General features: G+C 50.8%; 20 protein-coding genes, 1 tRNA gene and 2 pseudogenes. 12 read left to right on the top strand and 11 right to left on the bottom strand.

Annotation, left to right across the window (positions count from 1 at the left end):
- Nucleotides 1-314: 314 nt before the first annotated feature.
- Nucleotides 315-629 (top strand): hypothetical protein, encoded by a 315-nt coding sequence (locus J5224_RS12425; protein ID WP_264625671.1) that lies wholly within the window; start codon nucleotides 315-317, stop codon nucleotides 627-629.
- A 206-nt stretch (nucleotides 630-835) separates the two neighbouring features.
- Here the strand turns inward: J5224_RS12425 and J5224_RS12430 are convergent, their stop codons facing one another.
- Nucleotides 836-1171: a hypothetical protein gene (locus J5224_RS12430; protein WP_264625672.1), complete on the bottom strand. Its 336-nt coding sequence runs from the start codon at nucleotides 1169-1171 to the stop codon at nucleotides 836-838.
- Between the two features lie 356 nt (nucleotides 1172-1527).
- On the opposite strand from J5224_RS12430, the gene J5224_RS12435 reads away from it, so the two are divergent.
- Nucleotides 1528-1815, top strand: coding sequence for an RAQPRD family integrative conjugative element protein (locus J5224_RS12435; protein WP_264625673.1), 288 nt, complete (start codon nucleotides 1528-1530; stop codon nucleotides 1813-1815).
- On the opposite strand, the pseudogene J5224_RS12440 reads toward J5224_RS12435, so the two are convergent.
- Nucleotides 1805-2131 (bottom strand): annotated as a pseudogene (locus J5224_RS12440) (transposase); the annotation flags it as partial. The gene J5224_RS12435 and the pseudogene J5224_RS12440 overlap by 11 nt on opposite strands.
- 72 nt (nucleotides 2132-2203) lie before the next feature.
- Here J5224_RS12440 and J5224_RS12445 point away from each other — a divergent pair.
- Nucleotides 2204-2497, top strand: a pseudogene (locus tag J5224_RS12445) (site-specific integrase); the annotation flags it as partial.
- A 280-nt stretch (nucleotides 2498-2777) separates the two neighbouring features.
- On the opposite strand, the gene J5224_RS12450 reads toward J5224_RS12445, so the two are convergent.
- Nucleotides 2778-2853, bottom strand: a tRNA-Phe gene (locus tag J5224_RS12450).
- Nucleotides 2854-3500: 647 nt separating this feature from the next.
- Between J5224_RS12450 and J5224_RS12455 the strand changes: the two genes are divergently transcribed.
- A complete protein-coding gene (locus J5224_RS12455) occupies nucleotides 3501-5654 on the top strand; it encodes an ornithine decarboxylase (protein WP_264625675.1) in 2154 nt (717 codons plus the stop codon).
- A gap of 47 nt (nucleotides 5655-5701) precedes the next feature.
- Here the strand turns inward: J5224_RS12455 and ansP are convergent, their stop codons facing one another.
- Entirely contained in the window at nucleotides 5702-7168 is a 1467-nt protein-coding gene (gene ansP, locus J5224_RS12460) for an L-asparagine permease (RefSeq protein ID WP_264625676.1), read from the bottom strand.
- A 331-nt stretch (nucleotides 7169-7499) separates the two neighbouring features.
- On the opposite strand from ansP, the gene J5224_RS12465 reads away from it, so the two are divergent.
- A complete protein-coding gene (locus tag J5224_RS12465; protein WP_264625677.1) occupies nucleotides 7500-8537 on the top strand; it encodes an alpha/beta hydrolase family protein in 1038 nt (345 codons plus the stop codon).
- Between the two features lie 52 nt (nucleotides 8538-8589).
- Here J5224_RS12465 and mltC read toward each other — a convergent pair whose 3' ends face one another.
- The 3 genes from mltC to mutY all read right to left on the bottom strand — a co-directional run bounded on the left by mltC (nucleotide 8590) and on the right by mutY (nucleotide 11138).
- Nucleotides 8590-9663, bottom strand: coding sequence for a membrane-bound lytic murein transglycosylase MltC (mltC, locus tag J5224_RS12470; RefSeq protein ID WP_264625678.1), 1074 nt, complete (start codon nucleotides 9661-9663; stop codon nucleotides 8590-8592).
- Between the two features lie 90 nt (nucleotides 9664-9753).
- On the bottom strand, nucleotides 9754-10026 hold the full coding sequence (locus J5224_RS12475; RefSeq protein WP_264625679.1) for an oxidative damage protection protein: 273 nt from the start codon (nucleotides 10024-10026) through the stop codon (nucleotides 9754-9756).
- Between the two features lie 29 nt (nucleotides 10027-10055).
- Entirely contained in the window at nucleotides 10056-11138 is a 1083-nt protein-coding gene (gene mutY / locus J5224_RS12480) for an A/G-specific adenine glycosylase (RefSeq protein WP_264625680.1), read from the bottom strand.
- A gap of 168 nt (nucleotides 11139-11306) precedes the next feature.
- Between mutY and trmB the strand changes: the two genes are divergently transcribed.
- From trmB to J5224_RS12505, 5 genes are all read left to right on the top strand, one after another.
- Complete coding sequence (gene trmB / locus J5224_RS12485; protein ID WP_264625681.1) at nucleotides 11307-12026, top strand: tRNA (guanosine(46)-N7)-methyltransferase TrmB; 720 nt, start codon at nucleotides 11307-11309, stop codon at nucleotides 12024-12026.
- A complete protein-coding gene (locus J5224_RS12490) occupies nucleotides 12026-12373 on the top strand; it encodes a YggL family protein (RefSeq protein ID WP_264625682.1) in 348 nt (115 codons plus the stop codon). The genes trmB and J5224_RS12490 overlap by 1 nt, the downstream gene beginning before the upstream one ends.
- A 23-nt stretch (nucleotides 12374-12396) precedes the next feature.
- Nucleotides 12397-13110, top strand: coding sequence for a DUF2884 domain-containing protein (locus J5224_RS12495; RefSeq protein ID WP_264625683.1), 714 nt, complete (start codon nucleotides 12397-12399; stop codon nucleotides 13108-13110).
- A gap of 302 nt (nucleotides 13111-13412) precedes the next feature.
- The gene (locus tag J5224_RS12500) at nucleotides 13413-13868 is read left to right on the top strand and encodes a type III secretion system chaperone (protein WP_264625684.1); all 456 of its coding nucleotides are present in this window, start codon (nucleotides 13413-13415) and stop codon (nucleotides 13866-13868) included.
- Nucleotides 13869-13918: 50 nt separating this feature from the next.
- Complete coding sequence (locus tag J5224_RS12505; RefSeq protein WP_264625685.1) at nucleotides 13919-15658, top strand: hypothetical protein; 1740 nt, start codon at nucleotides 13919-13921, stop codon at nucleotides 15656-15658.
- A gap of 48 nt (nucleotides 15659-15706) precedes the next feature.
- On the opposite strand, the gene J5224_RS12510 is transcribed toward J5224_RS12505, so the two are convergent.
- The 4 genes from J5224_RS12510 to mutH form a co-directional block, all read right to left on the bottom strand.
- Nucleotides 15707-16747, bottom strand: coding sequence for an NADP(H)-dependent aldo-keto reductase (locus tag J5224_RS12510; protein WP_264625686.1), 1041 nt, complete (start codon nucleotides 16745-16747; stop codon nucleotides 15707-15709).
- Between the two features lie 164 nt (nucleotides 16748-16911).
- The gene (locus tag J5224_RS12515; RefSeq protein ID WP_264625687.1) at nucleotides 16912-17130 is read right to left on the bottom strand and encodes a YgdI/YgdR family lipoprotein; all 219 of its coding nucleotides are present in this window, start codon (nucleotides 17128-17130) and stop codon (nucleotides 16912-16914) included.
- Nucleotides 17131-17329: 199 nt separating this feature from the next.
- The gene (locus J5224_RS12520; protein ID WP_264625688.1) at nucleotides 17330-18046 is read right to left on the bottom strand and encodes a TerC family protein; all 717 of its coding nucleotides are present in this window, start codon (nucleotides 18044-18046) and stop codon (nucleotides 17330-17332) included.
- Between the two features lie 101 nt (nucleotides 18047-18147).
- A complete protein-coding gene (mutH, locus tag J5224_RS12525; protein ID WP_264625689.1) occupies nucleotides 18148-18828 on the bottom strand; it encodes a DNA mismatch repair endonuclease MutH in 681 nt (226 codons plus the stop codon).
- 703 nt (nucleotides 18829-19531) lie between these two features.
- Here mutH and rppH point away from each other — a divergent pair.
- Both rppH and ptsP read left to right on the top strand, forming a co-directional pair.
- Complete coding sequence (gene rppH, locus J5224_RS12530; RefSeq protein WP_195313845.1) at nucleotides 19532-20059, top strand: RNA pyrophosphohydrolase; 528 nt, start codon at nucleotides 19532-19534, stop codon at nucleotides 20057-20059.
- 12 nt (nucleotides 20060-20071) lie between these two features.
- Nucleotides 20072-22318 (top strand): phosphoenolpyruvate--protein phosphotransferase, encoded by a 2247-nt coding sequence (gene ptsP, locus J5224_RS12535; protein ID WP_264625690.1) that lies wholly within the window; start codon nucleotides 20072-20074, stop codon nucleotides 22316-22318.
- Nucleotides 22319-22349: the final 31 nt, after the last annotated feature.

The raw sequence follows: 22349 nt of genomic DNA on the forward strand, positions 1-22349 counted from the left end.
GTCATCCCGCATATATATCTGAGGGACTTCAATGCAATTATTAAGGATGACAGCAATGATTCGAATTGCGAGATAGATTAACTATTAGAATGTTTTTATTTCTGAATGTAATTTTTGAAACATTATGGCTCGCTTTTTTAATGCTGAGTAATTTCTTCATTTTTTAAGTGCGTTTTTTTGATGCAGCGTGGTCGTTTGGGGTGTTTTTTGTTTAGTTTATATTTATTAATTGCGGCGTACACTAAATTTTCGTCATGAAGAATTATGGCGTAATTAATTCACGTATCTCGAAATTTAAATAGAAATATGACGGAATGAAAAAAAATAATTCATCATTGATTGCAATAGGTATTGCATTGTTAACAGTGCCATTTTTATCTCAAGCAGCAGTCAGTACTGGAAGCAGTTCATCACTTTTGTTTTCGGATAATGACGCGATTTCAATTTCTAAAGTAAGTGATGGTGGGCATGGTGGCAATGGCGGTAATGGTGGACATGGTAATAATTCACCGGGCGGTCCAGGTGGAAATGGCGGTCATAATGGTAGCGGAAACGAGAGTGGAAATAATAATGGCGCTGGGAATGGCAATGGAAACCATGGTGGAGGGAAGGGCAGTAAGGGAGCTTAGATTTAGTCGTTTAAATGATGCCAAGCAATTGGCATCAAGATAGATTGAAATTAGAGGGTTTTATTATGTTAAAACAACTTCCATTTGTTTTTTTTGCTGTTCCTTTTTTATCTTTTGCCAATGTTGATAATTCTCACCCTGTTCATGATGAATATACTGTGTTAAGTGGGAGTAATATTGGTAGTGGGGGGGGGCGAGACAGTTTTTTAAATGTCCGGTATGGTGCCAATGGTGCCAATGGTGCCAATGGTGCCAATGGTTTGCCAGGTGAAGATGGTGAACCAGGCGAAGATGGACAGGGCGGAGGAAATGGTGGGAATGGTGGGAATGGTGGGAATGCGGGAGATGCCGGTGGGAATGGCGGGAATGGCGGTAATGGAAGCGGGACTGGTAATGGGGGTAACGGCGGAAATGCTGGTCCTGGAGGACACGGAGGAACTGGCGGTAAAGGCGGGGGAAATGGCGGGCATAATGGCAGTAATGGAAAAGATGGTAAATAAGAACTTACCCGTGTTCAATATATGACAGACTAATGTCGCCATACGAGCATAATTTAGTAATGAGGATTGCGAGAGAGACAATTTAAATCGCAGTTTCTAATTTTGTGTCGAGCCTGTCCAGAACTTGTCGTATCTGCAGGTTCTTTTTTTGTTAGTACTTTTACGACCATGCCTTCACCGCTGAAATGGCGTCATTGTTACTCCGGTTTGATTCATCTGGATTTATACTCAAAAAAATTACATGTGACAGAGACATTATGAGCATAGCTGGTGCGCTATGCACTGAGTGGCACATTTTCCCGCTTTTAATTTTCACCAATCCATAAAAAATTTCCTACTGCCAGCCTAACGGCTTTGCGTCACTCTCCCGAGCACCAGATATACCGGGAGAGCAGCCTATGCGCCATATGAATACCCTCTGTGCACTGTTACTGACAGTCCTGCCGGTGCTGCAGTGCCAGGCGTCGGAGAAAGATGAATTGGCGCTGGTCATGCGCCAATTAGAGCAGCTTCAAGCAGGACTTGACCGCGCTCGCGTCGTGGCGAACCAGAACCAGGATGCACGCTTCTATTTTGATTATCAGCAGGCGATGCGAGATATCGCCACCATGAAGCAGGGGATCTCCACTTACCTGGAGCCCTCCCGCGCGCAACCGACTACACCCACCGCCGTTAACGCGCCCTGAGTTTCCCGATTATCGAGAACTGTTCAGGGAGTCTGACATCAAGAGCGCGGTTGTAGATTCAATCTGTCAACGCAACACCCCTTTCAATACGTTGTAGTTTTTTCCTGAGCTCACGGATTTCAATTTGTTCCGGGGTAATGGGGGAGGCTTTTGGTGTTTTTCCCTGTCGCTCATCACGCAACTGCTTCACCCATCGCGTCATTGTGGAAAGGCCGACATCCATAGCGTTGGCTGCGTCTGCAACGGTGTAGTTCTGGTCAAGTACCAGTTGAGCGGATTCGCGTTTGAATTCAGGACTGAAATTTCTTCTTTTCATTGGAGAACCTGTGTTGTTCTAAGGTGAGCATATCACCTCTGTTTAGGTGGCCAAATTCAGTAAACCACTTCAAACCAGTTATTCAACGTCTCGCGTTTTGATGGGCGTCGCAAAGAAGAGAGTACCAACATGGACCATCCTCCCCTGCGGGCATTCTTTCGTCGTCTGTCGCGGGAATGTGGCTGTGCGATCAGCCCGCATCGGTTCCGTCATACCATCGCCACCAACCTGATGAGCCTGCCTGATCGCAATATCAAAATGGCGCAGGAGCTGCTTGGTCATTCAACACCAGCGGTAACGTTGCAATACGTTGAAACGGACTTGAATAGGGTGAGAACGATGCTTGAGGAGCTAGAGGCTGCTTAGAAAGAGGGGAAACGCAAACCTAAGCATCTGATAAACATCATGGAGAAAAATCCGACTTTTTCTTTACAGAAGATTGACACAGGTGTGTTCTGAGGGTAAATACCTTACCTGTAGTAATTTTCTATGGATGCGAGAAATCCAGAGGGTGCTAGAACATCCTCTGGATTCTTAAGTCCTGTGTTCAACATCGATGCGGTATGCAAGTTACCATCATGATGCTGGGGACCTTTTGTCATGCCCGTTGAGGATCTCAACCCTTAACGAACAGGCTCTGAAGAAGTGGTGCCCGGACTCGGAATCGAACCAAGGACACGGGGATTTTCAATCCCCTGCTCTACCGACTGAGCTATCCGGGCAACGGGGCGCATTAAACCGTATTGGGTCAGTGCCGTCAATGAGTTTATATCACATTCCCATACGAATGCTGTGAATTCGAGCAGTAACGTGCATTTTTGCAGCAAAAATGGTTTTCTGGGTTTGATAACCAGCTAGGCAAACGTTTTCTTATTCGGCGCAATCCGTGTTGGGCGTATTGTGTTTGAAAAAAAACCGTGCCACTATGACGCCGTTTTTTACTCCCCATTCACGAGCGGTTAAAGAGGGCGCCACTATGTCAGATTCATTGCGCAAGGTGCAGGCTGTACGCGCCGGGCTGTCGATGATGCCTGCCTGTGGGCTCGGTTTCCGCTTGTCTGCATTCTCTCGATTATCCTCCTTCACCATGCGGTGAGGCGTTCTGATGCTCACTGTTAGGCATGAGTAAGAACAGCGCATCGCTCTGATTTTACTGATGTCTATCGGGCGGAGCTGGATCCAGTTTCTCCTTGCGTGTTAAGCCGTATAGGCAAAAAGCGGTATTTGTCAGTCGCACCGTCTGGTCTTGTCATAAGATTAATGTATATCTGTTTTAATCTGCGGGTATGCCATCTAGGCCTGACAGTGATGACGCTTTACACGGTGCCTTTGCGCCACTACTCATCCTTAAGTGTTTGGGTTTGGTTACATGAAACAGTTAAAAATTGCAGCAAACGCGACGGTTGCAGGCCGTCTCCATACCCAGCGAGAAATTGTCTCTCTGAGTCAAACCGACTTTACTGACGTAGCCGCGGTTGTCGTTTCTCTTGAAGAGGCGCGATGTGGGGTGTTGTCGTTGTTGCAGCACACCGGTTTCGGCATTCCAGCGTTTGTGGTGAACGAACCGTGGTATTCCGCAGAGGACGTGTTGCCATCTGGCAGCAGCTGGCTGCGTGTTGACGGTGCGGGTGAGCACGCCCCGTTGCTGGAGAAAGCCGCGGCGGATTATCAGGCCGGGTTATTGCCGCCGTTTTTCGATACGCTGTCCAAATATGTCGGCATGCGTAATTCCACCTTCGCCTGTCCGGGCCATCAGGGCGGCCAATTTTTTCGCAAGCATCCCACCGGGCGTCAATTCTTTGAGTTCTATGGTGAAACACTCTTCCGTTCCGATATCTGCAATGCGGATGTGAAACTGGGCGATCTGTTGATTCATGAAGGGGCGGCGAAAAAAGCGCAGAAGTTTGCGGCCAAAGTGTTTAATGCCGACAAAACCTACTTCGTACTCAACGGCACCTCGTCAGCCAATAAGGTGGTGACCAACGCGTTGCTGACGCCGGGCGATCTGGTGCTGTTCGATCGCAATAACCATAAATCCAACCATCACGGCGCGCTGATTCAGGCGGGCGCGACGCCTATTTACCTAGAGACGGCACGAAATCCGTTTGGCTTTATTGGCGGGGTAGATGCGCACTGCTTTGATGAAGCTTATCTGCGTGGCTTGATTCGGGAAGAGGCTCCGCATCGCGCGGATGCGCCGCGTCCGTTCCGTCTGGCAGTGATCCAGCTTGGCACCTACGATGGCACCATTTACAACGCGCGTCAGGTGGTGGATAGCATCGGTCACCTATGTGATTACATCCTGTTTGACTCTGCCTGGGTGGGCTACGAGCAGTTTATCCCGATGATGGAGCAGTGCTCGCCGCTGTTGCTGGAACTGAATGAGAACGATCCGGGCATCTTTGTTACCCAATCGGTTCACAAGCAGCAGGCGGGCTTCTCGCAAACCTCGCAGATCCATAAAAAAGACACGCACATCAAAGGGCAAAAGCGGTTTTGCAACCATAAGCGCTTCAACCACGCCTTTATGCTGCACGCCTCGACCAGCCCGTTTTATCCGCTGTTTGCCGCGCTCGATGTGAATGCAAAAATGCATGAAGGCAGCAGTGGTCGTCGCCTGTGGCTCGAATGCGTCAAGCTGGGGATTGATACCCGTAAGCAACTGCTGGCCCGCTGTTCGTTGATCAAACCTTTTGTTCCCGATCTGATCGACGGCGTGCCGTGGCAGGATCACGCCACGGACGACATGGCGCAGGATGTGCGCTTCTTCGATTTCGAGCCGGGAGCGGCGTGGCATGCATTTGAAGGATATGCGCAGGGGCAGTACGTTATCGATCCGTGCAAGCTGTTGCTGACGACGCCCGGTATTGATGCCAGCAGCGGTGAATATGCCGCTTTTGGTATTCCGGCCACCATTTTGGCCAACTACCTGCGTGAGCATGGCATTATCCCAGAGAAAAGCGATCTTAACTCGATCCTGTTTCTGCTGACGCCTGCGGAAGATAGCGCCAAGCTGTCGTATCTGGTGGAGGCATTGGTCCGTTTTGAAGCGCTGATTGCGCGCGATGCGCCGTTAAGCGAAGTGCTACCGAATCTCTATCATAAATATGAACAGCGCTACTCTGGCTATACGCTGCGTCAATTGTGCCAGGAAATGCATGATTTCTATGTCAGTCACAACGTGCAGTATTTGCAGAAAGCCATGTTCCGCAAAGCGACGTTGCCGCGTGCCGTGATGCTGCCGCAAGAGGCAAACAATGCCTTTGTGCGTGGAGAAGTGGATTTGATCCCACTGGCTGAGGCTGAAGGGCGTGTCGCGGCAGAAGGTGCGCTTCCCTATCCGCCGGGCGTGCTGTGCGTGGTGCCGGGAGAAATTTGGGGCGGGGCAGTACTGCGTTACTTCCTGGCGTTAGAGGAAGGTATTAACTGGATGCCAGGTTTCTCGCCGGAGTTGCAAGGCGTTTACAGCGTTGAGCAGGACGATGGCAGCAAGCGCCTGTGTGCGCATGTGATTCAGGAATAATCGTAACGGTATTAATGGCGCGAGGCGTAAACCCTCGCGCCGTTTTTTTATTCAGTAGCAGACGCGGGTGCCGCCGCGATTTCGCCATTAGCCGCAGCGCGATGCTTTTTCAGCCCGTACCATCCCACCATCAGCAGGATAGCCAGCACCGGCGTGGAGGCAATGGTCCAGGTGCCGTTCGGGTAGTCAAACGCCATCAGCACCACCACGCCCAGCAAGAACAGTAGCGTAAGCCATGACGTAAACGGTGCACCGGGCATTTTGAATGAAACGGGTTCAGCTTTACCCTGTTTGATGGCCTGGCGCAGCTTCATCTGGCACAAAATAATGAAGGCCCAGGAACAGATGATGCCGATAGACGCCATGTTGAGCACAATCTCAAACACTTGCGACGGCACAATATAGTTGAGGAATACCCCAACGATATGGATCGCCACCGTCACCATGATGCCGGTATAGGGTACAGACTGCGCACTCATTTTCGATAGAAAGTGTGGTGCTGAGCCTCCCTGAGACAGGGAGCGCAGAATGCGTCCGGTCGAGTAAAGGCCAGAATTCAAGCTGGATAGTGCGGCTGTAAGCACCACCACGTTCATTACATCACCCATGTAGGGCACACCCAGCTTGCTAAAGAAGGTGACAAACGGGCTTTGTCCGGCCTGATAGGCATTCCACGGTAGCAGACAGACCAGCAGCACGATGGAGCCGACGTAAAACAAGGCGATACGCCAAATCACGCTGTTAACGGCTTTGGGCAAAATGCGTCGGGCATCTTTGGCTTCACCGGCGGCAGTACCGATGATTTCGATGCCGGCAAAGGCAAAGATCACGCCCTGAACCAGCACCAATGCGGGCAATAACCCGTGGGGGAACAGGCCGCCGTTATCACTGATGAGGTGAAAACCGGTTGGGTTGCCCGCAACAGGGTGACCGCTTGCCAGAAACACCGTACCGACAATCAGGAACAGTGAAATGGCCGCCACCTTGATCAAGGCAAACCAGAATTCCATCTCGGCGAACCATTTCACACCAATCAGGTTCATGGTGGTAACGATGGATAGCGCACCTAAAGCCAACACCCACTGCGGCACATCGGCAAAGGTTCCCCAGTAGTGCATATAGAGCGCAACCGCCGTGATATCCACAATGCCGGTCATCGCCCAGTTCAGGAAATACATCCAGCCTGCGAGGTACGAGCCTTTTTCGCCGAGAAATTCGCGTGCGTAAGAGACAAAACTGCCGCTGGAAGGGCGATGCACGATCAATTCACCGAGTGCACGCAGGATAAAGAAAGAGAAGATACCGCAAGTGAGGTACACCAGCGCCAGTGAAGGGCCTGCCAGTTGCAGACGTGCCCCTGCACCCAAAAACAGCCCGGTACCGATAGATCCGCCAATGGCGATCATCTGCACGTGGCGTTTGCTAATGCTTTTTTGATAACCCTTTTCGTGGGAATCAAGCCAGTTTTTTTTGCTGGTCTGATGCGTCACATCTGTTGTGTTGTGGTGTGTCATGCTCTGTTTGTGTTCCTGCTGGTCTTTCATGCCTGATGGTGTTTGGTCTGACGTTGCGGTCATGCAGGTGCGCGGTTTGCTTCTCCTCGCTCCGCAGTCATAACCCTTTGTTATGTTTGTTTCGGGCAGCGATGCTACCTTTTCTCGTCTTTGCTGGCAAAAAAAGTGTTGGGAATGTGTGCAATAAAAAAGAGTGATATGACATTGTGCTTTGTGGGAAGTGTTACACCTCAGCCGCATCGAAATTAGCAGCATCCTGGAGACATTGACTTTCTTATTTCGGCTATTTGCTGGCACAATTTCCCCGCGTTCAAACAGGAGAAACGAAATTATGGTGTGGCGTACTGGTTTTTTGTTCGGAGCAGGGCTGTTCTGTGCGGCAGCATTGGCTTCTTCTCAAGTGGGGTTTCGTCAGTTCGCTCTAACAAATGATGTCCCCGAACGCATGCTTAATATCGCTGTGCTTTATCCTGCTGCACAGAGTGATATACCGGTTAAATCAGTAGGTGAAAATTTGGCTTTTTTCGGTGTCGACGTACAAGAAAACGTACATCCAGAGTCCGGCACGCATCCCTTTGTTGTACTCTCTCATGGATTTGGTGGTAATTGGCGCAATCAGCTTTGGTTGGGACACGCGTTGGCGCAACAAGGCTATATCGTTGCTGCCACTGACCATCCTGGTACGACGTCAATGATGATGAATAAGGCGATTGCAGCCAAACTTTGGCTACGTCCAGATGATATACGGCGGGTTATTTCAGCCATTCAAAACAAACAAAGTGACGTCGGGACTATTGCACCGGGAAAAATTGGCGCTATTGGTCACTCATTAGGGGGATGGACGGTGTTGGCGTTAGCTGGCGGGCGTTTTGATACTCAGCAGTTTGAAACCGATTGTCTCACGCATACTGAGCTGGCTTCTTGTATCGTGTATCAGAAAATGGGGATACAACAAGAGGCGCAAGCAAATACGTTGTTAGGGCAATCCGCGCGTGATCCGCGCGTAACGGCTGTTGTCTCATTGGACCTAGGGTTAGCTCGCGGTTTTACTTCTCAAAGTCTAGCGGCTATTGATATTCCCACACTGGTTATTAGTGCAGGAGAGCCTGATTCCCAGCTTCCTGCCAAGGTTGAGTCATACTTTATGGCGCAGCAAATGCCCGAGCAGCGTACCCGTTATTTGGAAATAAACGATGCCTCGCATTTTAGTTTCATGCAGGTGTGTAAGTCGGGAGCGGTTACTCTGCTTGAACAAGAGCAACCGGGAGATGGCATCATCTGCGTTGACGGAAACAAGCGCTCTCGTGAACAAATACACCTTCAGGTCATTGCAGCCATCAGCGATTTTCTCGATAAAACTTGGCATTGACCGTATGTACCTCTGGCGTACGAATACGCCAGAGGTAAGGGGAACATCTCGATTAACGGCGATAGTTTTTCTGCGTCGAGTTGACCTTGTAGAGATAGCGCCGCGATTCGGATGACGGGTGCTTGGTGGTCAATGTCTCGTAGACTTCGCCTGGCGACATCTGGTTGATCAGGCTAACGGCCCTGTCCTTGTCGCTGGAGAACACACGCAGTACGCTGCCCGCACCACCGTTATACGCGGTAATAACGGCATAGCGACGTGAGGTGGGGTTTTCAATTCCCCCCAGATAGGTGTTCTTCAGAATCGCCAGATAAGCCACGCCGGTATCGATGTTGTTCTCAGGATCGAACAGGTAGCTGCGGCTCGGCTGCCCCCATTTTCCCTTGCTCTTGAACACATCACGTCCGGCGCTGTGCTGCACTACCTGCATCAGCCCCAATGCATCAGAACGGCTGACGGCGTAAGGGTTGAAGCTGGATTCGGTTTGCATGATTGCCAGAATCAGCGATTCTTCAATGCCATAGCGTTCGGAAGCCTGACGAATCAGCGGCAGGTATTTATGCGCACGCTTGTCCAGATGGTTTGGCACCAGTTGGAAGGTGATGGACCAGATCACATGCAGCCCGGAGGTCCGTTTCTGCAAGCGGTTTTGCAACAGATAATCGGCAAAGCTGGCGGCGCGTCCTTCCCAACGAATGGGTTGTCCGGTGTTATCTAATACCTGACCGTAAAGCATCGGTTCACGGCTGATTTGAATATCATTGGCGTCAGAGTAAAGGTCTGTATTGCTGGCGTCATCGCCCATCAACAGTGTGGTGATGATGGCCTGGCGTAAACTCGGGACGTAATTGGTCGCTGAAATGGTTTCGATAGTGATCGTACCGGCATCAAAGTTGATGTGACTACGGGTTTGATATTGATCGGTATACTTGACGTAGTCTTTCGGGCCGGCAATCAGCACTTCGTTCAGGCCCCAGATATTCTCGATGTTGTGGGCGAACTGCCCCATCAGAATGTCAAAGGCGTTGGTATCCTTGATGAATTCTTCATTATTGAGATCGCCGCGCTTGCCGGAACAGGAGATCAGCAAGGGCGCAACGAGCAACAACGCTAGCAATTTCTTCATAGATGATTCGTTATAAGTATCTTGTTATTAACGGTTCATTCGCAACACGGTGTCAGCATAAAGAGACAACAGGGCCACAAGGCCCTGATGTCATGCGCTGGGAGGGGTATAGCCTTCGATGTGGACCTCTTTACCCTCGAACAGGAACTTAATCATCTCTTGTTCCAGCAGTTTGCGGTGATCCACGTTCATCATGTTGAGCTTTTTCTCGTTGATCAGCATGGTTTGCTTGGTCTGCCATTGCGCCCATGCCTCTTTCGAGATTTCCTGATAGATGCGTTTGCCCAGTTCTCCAGGATAAAGCTGAAAATCCTGCCCTTCGGCTTCACGTTGTAAAAAAGTACAAAAAATGGTTCTGCTCATGCTGATTCCTCTTGGATAACGCGTGCTGGTCAGATCAAACTGCCGCCGGAGTGTTGCGCTAACATACGTAATAGTCGTTCCACCGGTGCAGCCAGCCCAACGGCGGGCGGTTGCGCCAAGTTATACCAGAGACCGGCCTTTTCCTCCATGCAAGCATCGTGCAAAGCGTGAGGAATGTCAGTGGGTAATGCGAGCCAGAGCGGAACAATATCCAGATGGAAATGGCTAAAGGTATGGCGAAACGACACCAATTGCTGGACGTCTGTGATTTTCAGACCGCGTTGTTCCAGCCAAGGTTCCACATCATCATGGGTGTTGAATTGTGGAAAGCAAAACAATCCTCCCCATAGCCCGGTTGCAGGCCGCTGTTGCAGCCATACTTCATTGCCTCGTTGCAGTAATAGAAACCAGGCGCTTTTTTCCGGTAACGTCTGCTTCGGTTTTTTACCCGGATAGCTGGCCCAGCTGTGGTTGGCATAAGCCAGACAACCGTTGCTCAGCGGGCAAAGTTCGCATTTGGGGCGGCTGCGGGTGCATACCATTGCACCTAAATCCATCATCGCCTGATTAAACTGGCTAACGCCCTGTGCGGGCGTCACCTGCTCACTATGGGACCAGAGCTGATGTTCAACCTCTTTTTTACCCGGCCAGCCGGCTACCGCGTAGCAGCGTGCCAGTACGCGTTTTACATTGCCATCAAGAATCGGGTGATGGTGGCCGAGAGAAAGGGATAGCACAGCACCTGCGGTGGAACGCCCGACACCCGGTAGCGCGCAAACGGCATCCAATGTGGTAGGAAATTCTCCGCCGTGCTGTTCCACGATGGTTTGCGCGGCTTTGTGCAGGTTACGCGCACGCGCGTAATACCCCAGGCCGGTCCACAGGTGCAGCACCTCATCCAAGGGGGCGGCGGCAAGGGTGCGTACATCGGGAAAGCGTGCAATAAAACGTTGAAAATAGGGGATAACCGTGGTGACCTGCGTCTGTTGTAGCATGATCTCAGAGAGCCAGACGGTATAAGGCGTTTTCTCTTGTTGCCACGGCAGCGTCTTGCGGCCATAGCGCTCATACCATGCCAACACCTGCTGCGCGAACGGCTGCGCTTGCATCATAAAAAGCCACTCTCTTGCCGGGTGAAAAGTCTGACAGCGATTCCAGCACAGAGTTAATGTGCTGTAAACCGGAACTTTCCGAGGTATCCCCCTTGCTAAACCGCGGTATCCTTGCATAATGCGCCTTTCTTTGGGCGAATTTGAACAGGCCATCGGCACACGTTTTCTATGATCAATAACGTCATTTCACCGGAATTTGATGAGGATGGGCGTCCGCTGCGCCGTATTCGCAGTTTTGTGCGCCGTCAGGGGCGTTTAACCAATGGGCAGCAGCAGGCGTTGGATAACTATTGGCCCGTGATGGGGGTAGAGTATCAGGCGCAGGCGCTCGATTTTACCGCGCTTTTCGGTCGCGAAGCGCCGACGGTATTGGAAATCGGGTTTGGCATGGGGGCGTCGCTGGTTACCATGGCAGAGCAACACCCTGAGCAAAATTTTTTAGGGATTGAGGTTCATCTTCCTGGCGTCGGAGCCTGCCTGGCAGCGGCGCAGGAAGCTAATCTGAGCAACCTGCGCGTGATGTGTCATGACGCGGTAGACGTGTTAGAGCAGATGATCCCCGATGGATCACTGGCCATGGTTCAGCTCTTTTTCCCTGATCCTTGGCACAAAGCGCGCCATAATAAACGTCGTATTGTACAAAAAGCCTTTGCGGAGCGGGTGCTGCGCAAGCTGGCGAAGGGGGGCGTTTTTCATATGGCCACAGATTGGGAGCCTTATGCGGAACATATGCTTGAGGTCATGCGTGATGTGGCGGGATACCGTAATCTCTCTGCTACGCAGGACTTCGTTCCTCGCCCAACGTCTCGCCCGTTAACCAAGTTCGAAGCGCGCGGCCAGCGGTTAGGCCACGGAGTGTGGGATCTTATGTTTGAGAGGATAGAATAATGGCACAACAACGCAGTCGTCGTTTGCGCAAAAAGTTACACATTGATGAGTTTCAGGAACTGGGCTTTTCGGTAAGCTGGCGTTTCGCTGAGGGCTCGTCGGTAGAAACTATCGATGCCACCCTGGATAAGTTTGTTGACGATGTGATTGATCCGGCTGGTCTGGCCTTTGAAGGCAGCGGTTATCTGCACTGGGAAGGGTTGATCTGCTTGCAGAAGACCGGCCATTGCACCGATGCGCACCGTGAGCAGGTTGCTGCCTGGCTGAAAGCCCAGCAGTTGCAAGAGGTTAAAGTTAGCGAACTGTTCGATATCTGGTGGGATCTGCCGGAAAATCTGCTCTCCTGATTCTGTTTTTATAGGAAGACGACATGTTGCGATCGGTAATGCTCTCTCTGTTGGCTTTGTTGTCCTGGCAGGCACAGGCGGCGTATCAATGTGAAGTGAATCCGCAGGATGACATCTTCATTACACCGCAACAAGTGCAGGTGGTTGGCGCAAGTGGCAATCTGGTGATTTCGCCGCAGGGCGATGTCACCCGCAACCAGACGGCATTAACGCTTACTGCGACACAGCGTCAGCAGGCGAAAGCGTATCAAGCGGATTTGCGTCAGCAACTGCCGTGGATTGAGCAGGGCACACAGGCGCATCTGGAAAAAGCGCGCGTGGCGCTGGATGGTGTCATTGCTAAGGAACTGGGCAGTGACAGCAATGTGCGCACCCGGCTGACCACGTTGGATACCCAACTCAAGCAGCAGATGGCGCGCATTCTTGAGCCGCGCAGTGATGGCATTGCATTTCATCACCAGGCCGTCAAACAGGTGGAGCAGGATGGCCGCCAGTTGGTGCAGCAAGCCCTTGGTGGCGTGTTGCAAGACAGCTTGAACGAGATGGGGGTAAAGCAGCTTTCCAGCGGCGGTAATCCGTTGCAGGCGATGATGGGTAACCTTGGCAACCTGCAACAAGCAATTCAAACCGAGTGGAACAGCCAGGAACTCACGTTCCAGCGCTTTGGCAAGGATGTATGCCAGCGAGTCATTTCACTGGAAAACCAACGTAAGCAGTTGCTTAAATCCCTACCGTAATCGTATCTACAACGCCACTCTGATGAAAATACGTATTTCGTCAGAGTGGCTTTTTATGTCCCCGTTTTATATCCCCGGCGTTTGATAAGGCGCATAGCCGATTTGTGAAAGCTAGTTATGGTTATACATATATCATGCTGTTACTCGATTTTATTTCTCTCATGCCATTGTAAAAATAAAGAAGAATAAATATGAAGTGGTAAACGAGTGACCTTTAACGGGCATTTGCGTTTATTGCTTCTCACTTTTGCCTATGCAATACGAAGCGTGATGGATAAATATTATTTAACAAAGGACTTAATATGACCTTCGCCGAATTGTTGCAGGCAATGTCTGCCGATATGCATGTAGATATTAATAAAGCCGTTGATAGCGGAGGCTGTGCTATTCGCTTTGAGAACAATGTTGAACTGAATATTGAGTGCCGTAATGACGAGGCCTATCTTTTTTCGCCCGTCATGCGTACGGCAGAGCGTCTCTCAGATGATTTTTTCGCATCGTTGTTACAAATCCATTTGTTTGGGGTCGCAACCGAGCGTTGCTGGTTTGGTTTTGATGCCAGCGGTAATCAGGTGATTCTGTTTCATCTGCTCACGTTGGATAATATGGATGCCGAGACCGCGATAAAACGTATCGACACACTCATTACACAAATTCAGTACTGGCAAGAGCACCTTCCCAATATTGCCAATCGGGCTTCGCGACCTTCAATTGCGCAAACCACTATCAGCAGAAACAGGTATCAACGTACACGATGAAGATTTCAGATGGCATGAAACTGGCTGCCCGTACGCTAACCTATAAAGCGATGGACAGCAGTAAAGTCGTTAATACGCTGGTTAACCGCATCACTTTTGGTTCGGTCAGTCGCGATACATTGGCGAAGAATATCCTGTCCGGTACGGTTAATCTCGCTCAGCAATACGCGTGTGAACAAAAATTGCTGGGTGAGCGAAGCGCTGAAATTGTCAGCCTTGGCAGAAGCGTATTGTTTGATAATACGGTGGCGCAGGTAAAAGAGGGGGCTAGTCCCTTAGTCTCTTTGCTGATGGAGTACAATGGCAATAATTCGTGTTCCACCTTCCTGGCAAGTAAAATTGCCGAGCGTTTTCTGCCTGATATGTTACAAGATCACGCGCTGGAGCGTATTTTATGCGTTTGGTCAACGCAGGAATCAGGTTCACAGGTGATGAAACTGGCAATAGAAAATGCCCTCACCGGTGTTTATGGTGGGAAGATGATCGCCGCGACATTTATGTCGGTATTAAAACGCACAATTCTGGATAAAGCAGAATATCAAAGTAATACCGCATTGCACCGCATTGCAGCAAAAGAGTTGCAGCGGCATTATACGCAAAGTAAAGAAGTCGTCCCGGAAATTTCACTGTGCTCAGTGATTTCATCCGTAACCGCAGAAACCTACAGCCATGTTTCATCCTTGTGTTTGCAATCAGAAGTGATGCGGAATGTTTTGCAATTGCCCGCTAAAATAAGAGAAGTCTTCAATGCGTTCCTACCAATGGGGACTGCCAATGGAGACAAAAAAACAGTCTCCGATCTTATTGAACTGGCCATCCTTGCTCATAAAACACAACAGCCTGAACTGGTTGATGAGATGTTCAAGATGATTGCTGAACTGCCAAAAGAGGTTCGTGGTGAATTCCAAAATAAATATGAGCAACTAAAACCATTATTAGAAAAAATGCCGTTGTCTACCATCGCGATTGGTCAAAACTGGCTTAATGAGCTTGAATCTGTTTCCTTCGAACATCATGATAACTATGCGGTTTCCTCCGAGCTAACGGCTTTTATGAAAAACGGCTTCTCTTTGCCAGTGAAGCACCCTGAAGACGCGGGAGGTTATTTCGCTGGTGGCTCGTTTATCAATGCGTTACGGCAGGGAATGGCTCTCCATATCGATAATAGCCATAAAAGCTATGGTCAACGAGCTGTTGATATGGGGGGCAATCTGTTTTCGATTATCAAAGACACGCTTGCGTTACCTGAGGGGCTGTCTGAAGGGCAAAAGCGTCAAGTTGGACAGCTTTCTGACATGGTTAACCACCATCCTATGAGCCTGCTGGCGCTGACGCACCATATTGCGCCCAAAAATGTTCTGAATAACGTCGGTAATAAGGTACTTAATGAGCTCAATCATCAGTCTGGCAATGTGATTTTTATCGATAATCGATGGATGAAACTGGGGCCGCCTCAGACAACGGTTACCGTGAGCAAGAGCAACGGCGTTGATATTGCAACCCAGATAGTCTGGCCGGTGGAGCAACTGGGTTCGTCGCGGGATGACATGTTGCCTTTATCGAGCGGTTCAAGCACGGTTTCTACCACGGTTAACAGTCATCTGATGTTCAATGAGAACGGTTTGAAAAACAAGAGTGTGACCATTTCAGACATCAATGTCGATTTGGCTGAAAAATTAACCTTTAGCCAGCCGCTGGAAACCTATACCGCTAGCGCATCGAAATGGCTGAATAGCGATCCGCAGCACGGCGGCTTGTTTCCTCTGCTTAGCGGTGCTTCGAGCTGCTAGTTAAAAAAAGGCCCAATAGTGGGCCTTAACAGTGAGATAGCGTGGATATCAAGGCGCCGGGATGGTGAAACGGCGATGAATCTCTTCCAACTCAGCCAGCACATCGGCATCCAATTGCACCTCCAGGCTGGCAAGATTGGTGTCGAGCTGTTCAAGCGTAGTTGCTCCCAGGATGGTGCTGGCGACAAACGGTTGCTGACGAACAAACGCCAACGCCATTTGTGCCGGATCCAACCCGTGACGTTGCGCAAGGGCGACATACTCAGCAATGGCTTGCTGGGTGTGCGGCGCGCTGTAACGCACAAAACGGCTGAACAGCGTATTACGCGCACCAGCAGGCTGCGCGCCATTCAGATATTTCCCGGTTAAGGTACCAAAGGCGAGAGGCGAATACGCCAACAGTTCCACCCCTTCGTGCTGGCTGATTTCAGCCAAACCCACTTCGAAGCTGCGGTTGAGCAAGCTGTACGGGTTCTGGATGGAGACGATGCGCGGCAGATTATGTTTTTCAGCCAGTTGCAGGTAGCGCATCACGCCCCAAGGGGTTTCATTCGATACCCCGATATAGCGGATTTTTCCGGCACGAACCTGTTCTTCAAGGGCTTCCAGCGTTTCCAGCAGCGTCACTGTTGCTTTGTCATCGGTGTATTGATAGTTCAATTTGCCAAAGCAGTTGGTTTGTCTCTGCGGCCAATGCACTTGATAAAGATCGAGGTAGTCGGTGTTCAGGCGAGTGAGGGTGGCGTCCAGCGCGGCACGGATATTTTTACGATCCAATACCTGTTGCGGGCGAATACCGGCGTCGCTGCCACGGCTTGGCCCGGCGACTTTACTTGCCAGAATCAGTTTTTCTCTGCCGCCACGCGAGGCTAACCATGAGCCAATATAGCGTTCCGTGAGCCCCTGTGTTTCCGGTCGCGGTGGTACGGGGTACATTTCTGCGGTGTCAATCAGGTTAACGCCGGCTGCCACTGCGCGATCGAGCTGCGCGTGCGCCTCCGCTTCACTGTTTTGTTCACCAAACGTCATGGTGCCCAGACTGAGCACGCTGACTTCTAAAGCACTATGGGGAATACGGTGATAGAGCATTGCCAGCTTCCTTAATGTCTGAAAATCCCGGCGTCCTCATCCCTTACATAAAGGGAAAAACCAGCGCCTATTTCTGACTATAACCAAGCAATGCTATGGGGGGAAGCACCTTTAATGGCTTTACGGTGTGAAAAAAAAACAAAAAAGTCAGGCAAGGCCTGCCGTTAACGCTGAACAATCTGGGAGACAATTTCATTATTGATCTGTCGCCACTGCCCATCTTCATCAAGATAACTGAGCAGACCCGTGTCTTTATCCAACGCCGGCTTGTTTTTTGTCAGCAACATCTGCCCTTCTTTGGTGGCAATCACATAGTTGCTGCTACATCCACTGAGAAACAGGGCAAAAAAGCATAACGCGATGGCTTTGTGTCGAATCGTCATCAGGTAATCCACTCGAATAGTAAAACAACGGGCGATGGTTCTCTTCAGAACCTAATCTCTATCAAAAAACATGAATATACAAGATGAGTCTAGCAAAGCGTGAAAAAGAAGAATGTAGGAATAATGGAAATAATTGGTGATTCCCCGTAAAGGAGAGGTAGGAGAGCGGGCGGGCAGCCAAGGCTACCCGCCGGGGGCGTTATTCTGCGTTTGTCGCTTTTTTACTGCGCATCAGATTCAGCGCTTCAACCGACATTGAGAAGAACATGGCGAAATAGATATAGCCTTTGGGAACGTGGACATCGACGCTTTCCAGAATCAGCGTAAAACCCACCAGAATCAGGAAAGAGAGCGCCAGCATTTTCACCGATGGGTGGCGATCGACAAACTCACCGATGGCGCGGGCTGAAAACATCATCACACCCACGGCAATCACCACGGCGGCCATCATAATAAACAGATGGTCGGAAAGGCCGACGGCGGTAATGACGGAGTCGAGGCTGAAGATGATGTCCAACAACATGATCTGCACAATCGCCCCGAAAAAGGAATGTACCTGACTGGCATGTGCCTCTGAACCGCCTTCGATAGTCTCATGAACTTCGCGACTGGATTTCCAGATCAGGAACAAGCCACCGAAAAACAGGATCAGATCGCGCACGGATATTTCATTATCCATCAGCGTAAACAGCGGGTTGGTCAGGCGGATCACCCAGGCGATAGAGGCGAGCAAGCCAAGGCGCATCAGCATGGCACCCAGAAGGCCGATACGGCGCGCTTTATTTTGCTGGGCTTTGGGTAACTTGGCGACAACCAGAGAAAGGAAGATGATGTTGTCGATACCTAGTACTATCTCCAAAATGGTCAGCGTGCCGAGCGCCATCCATGCATTCGGATCAACAATCCAATCAAACATTATATCAATCACACCTAAACGAAATGTAAACGTAGATTATACGCTTCGCTTTCTGCTTTCTGGCAAGAAAAAACGATACGCATTATCTCTATCTCAGGCACTTAAAGGTGAAAATGGCGCGCTAACAGCGGACCGGTAAAGGTCTTCTTTAAATAGAAACCGCGCGGCAAGGTCATGATGTGCTGACCAAACTCGCCGATTGCTTGTGTTAGCGCCTTGCTGTTGGCGCCTTTAGGGCGTAATTGTAGTACCTCGCCGTGACGTGCGGTGATGCTTTCCACTTTGCCAAGCACGATCAGATCCATCAGTTCTTCCCAATCCCGGCGCAGCAATTCCTCCTCCTCGGGAGAGGGGCTCCAGATAAGCGGTGTGCCGATATGCCGTTCGCCAAGTGGAATTTCACGCGACCCTTCCACTGGGATCCATAGCACCCGTGCCAACTTATGCCGCACATGGCTGCTTTCCCATGTCACACCGCTGTTGCCGGTCAGCGGAGCCACCGACACAAAGGTGGTTTCGAGCGGTCTGCCCTGGTCATCGATCGGTATGGTTTTTAGCTCCACGCCAATATCGGGAAAATCCTGTTCCGGCTTGCTGCCCGCGCTGGCACCGAGAAAGCGCTCGAGAAGAACGCCGATCCACCCCTTGTCGCGCTTGAGGTTGGCGGGCAGTGGCAGATTTGCCTGTGCAGCAAGTTCCGCCAGCGTATAACCGGCAAGCGCCCGTGCATGCTCGAGCAGCGTATGCTCATCGGCGGGTGGTGTCGAAATCGGGTTGGGCATATTCACCTATGAAACCGGTTGTCAGATTGACTAAAAAAAATACAGCATTCATCAGGTTTTTCAACAGGGCATTGCCCTGCCGAAAGAAAAACAATAATAGCATGATTCATAGCGTGTTTTTTTGTTTATCCCGCCAATGCATCGCATCGGTTTTATCGTTGTTCAGGGATAGACACCGACAATAAACAGGATCTTACACCAGGTTATCCACAGATTTTTGGGATAACCGGGATAAGTCATCACTACTGGTTTGATTTACAGCCTTGACGTCACGAATTTTTGCGATTTTTGTTATTTTATTATGCGATTCTTGCGCTGCGTCTGTGGATAAAACAGTTGTGGAGCAATCTTTCACCACTCTGCCGGACACCGGTTTTCTGTGCGGTTTATTTGCAGTGAATATGTCGTGGGTTAAATCGGTATTTTTTTGAAAATAAAGGAAGAATTTTTAGGTTTCGCGCTGTGGTTTTAACGACAGAGAAAATGTTTTCCGCATGCTTTCATTTGGTTCTGCACAGTGATATCCACAAAAATAGTGAATAAAAGCGCTATGGCTGCGGCTTGCTGTTTATAACTATTCATCTTTCTGTGGGTTAGCGGCAGGTTATTCGTAGAGTCAATGCTGTTAAGCAGGAGTTTACCGGGTGGCGGGAGTGTGAAACAATCAGGCCATCTTTGCATTGAAAGTTTTCGAGGTAGTCCGGTGATCGATGATGATGGCTACCGCCCTAACGTTGGTATTGTAATCTGCAATCGGCTTGGTGAAGTGCTCTGGGCGCGCCGTTATGGTCAGCATTCCTGGCAGTTCCCGCAAGGGGGCATCAATCCGGGGGAAAGCCCTGAACAAGCCATGTATCGCGAACTGTTTGAAGAAGTGGGACTCAGGAAAAAGGATGTCCGTATTCTAGCTTCAACCCGTAGCTGGTTACGTTACAAATTACCAAAACGTTTGGTGCGTTGGGATACAAAACCGGTTTGTATCGGTCAAAAGCAGAAATGGTTTCTGCTACAGTTAATGTGCAATGAATCTGATATCAATATGCAAAGCAGCGGTACGCCGGAGTTCGACGGCTGGCGCTGGGTGAGTTACTGGTATCCTGTGCGTCAGGTGGTGTCGTTTAAACGCGACGTTTACCGTCGGGTGATGAAGGAATTTATCAGCCCGGTTATACAACTGCAAGAGAACGCCGCGGCGAGGGCGCCTTCGGTGCCTCGGCGCAAAAGAGGATAAGTCGCGCTCATCATGCTCACGCGTTTGCGAGAAATCGTTGAGAAAGTGGCGGCGGCATCGCGCTTGAATGATGCGCTGGATCTGTTGGTCAATGAGACCTGCCAGGCGATGGATACGGAAGTGTGTTCTGTCTATCTGGCCGACCACGATCGCCAATGTTACTACCTGATGGCGACACGCGGTTTGAAAAAGCCGCGTGGTCGTCTTATCACGCTGGCTTTTGGTCAAGGGATTGTTGGATTGGTGGGGCAGCGTGCTGAACCTATCAACCTGGCCGATGCACAAGCCCACCCCAGTTTTAAATTTATTCCTTCCGTCAAAGAGCAGCACTTTCGTTCTTTCCTTGGTGTGCCCATCATTCATCGTCGACAACTGCTCGGGGTGCTGGTGGTGCAACAGCGCGAACATCGCCAGTTTGATAAAAATGAAGAGTCTTTCATGGTCACGCTGGCGGCGCAAATGGCCGCTATTCTCTCTCTGACGCAAATCAAAGCGCTGTTTGGTCAGTATCGACAAACACGACTCAAAGCGCTGGTGGCATCGAGTGGCGTGGCGATTGCGCCAGGCTGGATGGACAGTAGCCAGCCCTCACTTGAACTGGTTTTTCCGGCGTCAAGTCTGGATAGTGAGCGCGAGCGTTCGCGTCTGACACAGGCATTGGAAGAGGCCAATGCCGAATTCCGACGTTTTAGTAAACGTTTTAGCGCCAGTGCGCAAAAAGAGAGTGCGGCCATTTTCGATCTTTATTCCCATTTGCTGAGTGATGCACGCCTAAAGCGCGAGCTGTTTCAGGAAGTGGATGACGGGAATGTCGCCGAGTGGGCGGTAAAACTGGTGATCGAGCGTTTCGCCGCGCAGTTTGCCGTGCTTCAGGATGCCTATTTGCGCGAACGCGCAGGGGATTTTCGCGCGTTGGGGCAGCGTCTCTTGTTCCATCTTGATGATAGTGTGCCCAGCAGCGATCGCTGGCCGCCGCATTTTATTCTGGTGGCCGATGAACTGACGGCAACGCTACTGGCGGATGTGCCACAGGACCGACTGGCCGGCGTGGTCGTGCACGACGGTGCCGCCAACTCTCATGCGGCGATCATGGTGCGGGCGATGGGGATCCCCACCCTGATGGGCGCGGATATTCAGCCTGAGTTATTGCACCAGCGCACGCTGATCCTTGATGGCTATCAGGGCGAACTGTTGGTGGATCCTGAACCGACGCTGTTACAAGAATATCAGCGCCTGTTGAGTGAAGATAATGCGCTGACGCGTCTGGCCGAAGACGATATGCAACGGCCTGCGGTGCTGAAAAGCGGAGAGCACATGCAGGTGATGCTCAATGCCGGGCTCAGCGCTGAACATGAGCAGCGTTTTATCAACCTGGTTGACGGCGTCGGGCTGTACCGCACCGAAGTGCCCTTTATGCTACAGAGCGGCTTTCCGTCTGAAGATGAGCAGATGGCGCAGTACCAGGGCATGTTGCAGCTTTATCCCTCACGTCCGGTCGTGTTGCGCACGTTGGATATCGGTGCCGACAAACAGCTACCGTATTTGCCAATCAGTGAAGAGAACCCCTGCTTGGGGTGGCGAGGTATTCGCGTTACCCTCGATCAGCCGGAGATCTTCTTGATCCAGGTGCGGGCAATGCTGCGCGCCAATGCCGAAACCGGCAACCTGCGCATTTTGTTGCCGATGATCAGCAGCTTGGACGAGGTGGACGAAGCGTGCCGGCTTATTGCGCAGGCAGCCGCTGAAGTACGAGAACTGGTGGGGCATGCCTTGCCGGAACCGCGCATCGGCGTGATGATCGAAGTCCCGTCTATGCTGTTTTTGCTACCACACCTGGCCTCCCGTATTGATTTTGTCTCGGTAGGCACTAACGATCTGACCCAGTATTTGCTAGCCGTGGATCGCAACAACCCACATGTGGCATCACTCTATGACAGCCTGCATCCGTCTATGTTGCTGGCGTTGGCCGGTATTGCACGCGAATGCCAACGTCTTGATCTTGAAGTCTCTGTCTGTGGTGAAATGGCCGGCGAGGCCATGGGTTCACTGGTATTAACTGGGCTGGGCTATCGTACTTTCAGCATGAACGGTCGTAGCGTAGCGCGGGTAAAATACCTGCTGCGTCAATTGGTATTGACGGAGGTACAAGTGCTGACTGAGCGCCTTTTGATGGCGCGCAGCGCAAGCGAAGTGCGCCAGTGGATTGCACTCTTCCTCGAAGAGCGCGGTTTGGGAGCGCTGGCCCGAGGTGGGCGCTGACAACATGTGTTAAAGGTAACATCCTGTTTAC

It is taken from the genome of Candidatus Symbiopectobacterium sp. NZEC135 (genome assembly GCF_025962695.1).